Below are 1438 nucleotides of genomic sequence, written 5' to 3'. Positions count from 1 at the left end.
GCCGCTGCCCGGGCGCTCGACGCCGCAGCGCAGGAACTGGCCGGCCTCAACGCCAGCGAAACAGGCCGCCCGGTGGAGGAAGCGCTCGCCGGGATCGCGGCAGGCGTTTCCACCCTGGAGCAGTACGCCGAACTCGGCCCGGTGCACCGTGGCCACAGCCTCCGCGGAAACCGGCTCGCCTCCGATTACACGGTGGCTGAACCACGGGGCGTGGCGGTCCTGCTGACGCCCTGGAACGATCCGGTGGCGGTGGCCTGCGGCTTGATCGGCGCAGCCCTGGTCACCGGCAACACCGTGATCCACAAGCCCAGCGAGCGGTGCCCGCGCCTGGGCGAGGCGCTCGGCGAGGTCCTGGCGCCGGCCTTCCCGCCCGGGGTGTTCCTCACGGTCAACGGCGGCGCGGAGGTGGGCGCCCTGTTGTCGCAGGCAGAGGTGGATGTGCTGGCGCATGTGGGTTCCAGCGCCTCGGGCGCCCGGATCGCCCGGGCCGGGGCGCTGACCGGCGCCCACGTGATCAGGGAGAACGGCGGCAACGATCCACTGCTCGTGGACAGCGACGTGGATCCCGCCTGGGCCGCCGGCCAGGCGGCCATCGGCGCCTTCAGCAACAGCGGGCAGATCTGCACAGCGGTGGAACGGATCTACGTCCACAAGGCCATCGCGGAGGAGTTTTGTGCCGCCCTGCAGGCAGAGGCCGCGCAGCGCAACAGCAACGGCACCGTGGCGCCGCTGGTGGACCTCCGCATGCGCGACGAAGTCCACGCCCAGGTTGCCGAGGCCCTGGAACAGGGTGCCCGGGCAGTTGAAGGCGGCACCCTGGGGGACGGGCCGGGGTCCTTCTACCCGGCCACGGTGCTGGTGGACTGCAGTGAAGGAATGCAGGTGATGACTGAGGAGACCTTCGGCCCGGTTGCCCCGGTGCAGGTGGTGGAGACGTTCGACGACGGCCTGCGCCTGGCATGCAGTGGCAGGTATGGCCTCGCCGCCACAGTCCTGAGCGGCAATATCGCGCACATCCAGCAGGCCGTGGCTGCCCTGCCGGTGGGAACCGTCAAGGTCAATGAGGTGTTCGGCGGCGCCCCGGGTGGTGCCGCACAGCCACGCGGCGAAAGCGGGCACGGGTTCGGTTACGGACCGGAGCTGCTGGACGAGTTCAGCCAGGTGAAGGTGGTGCACATTGCTGCCCCGCCCGCCAGGACCCCAGGAAAGGACCAGCCATGAGCACGTCTCCAGAAGCCGTGGACCTCTCCAGCCAGCGGGCGCTGTCCGAGTGGCTGCCCGGGCGCCTGGCGGCGGAGGAACCCCGCATCCTGGTGGTTGGCGACCTCATGCTGGACGGCCCTTGTCTGGGTTGACAGAGTTGTCCGCGTGGACCGGGCTCTCTGAGTGGACAGGCAGGTCTGCATGCGCGGAGCTGCCTGAAGGAGCGGCCGGAGCT

General features: G+C 70.4%; 2 protein-coding genes. Both read left to right on the top strand.

Translation table 11 applies throughout. The features are described 5' to 3' along the window. A partial coding sequence (locus AC5RTT_RS20535) for an aldehyde dehydrogenase family protein (protein WP_494146702.1) occupies positions 1–1221 on the top strand: 1221 nt, incomplete at its 5' end. Beyond that, a complete protein-coding gene (locus AC5RTT_RS20530) occupies positions 1218–1355 on the top strand; it encodes a hypothetical protein (RefSeq protein ID WP_494146701.1) in 138 nt (45 codons plus the stop codon). The genes AC5RTT_RS20535 and AC5RTT_RS20530, both read left to right, overlap by 4 nt. The last annotated feature ends 83 nt before the right edge of the window (positions 1356–1438 follow it).

This window comes from Arthrobacter sp. Y3221157 (genome assembly GCF_059089865.1).
This window is presented reverse-complemented; position numbering and strand designations above follow the sequence as displayed.

What these genes read in the sequence shown, in the direction of transcription:
- AC5RTT_RS20530 (WP_494146701.1), top strand. Translation starts at nt 1,218, where the DNA reads ATGAGCACGTCTCCAGAAGCCGTGGACCTCTCCAGCCAGCGGGCGCTG.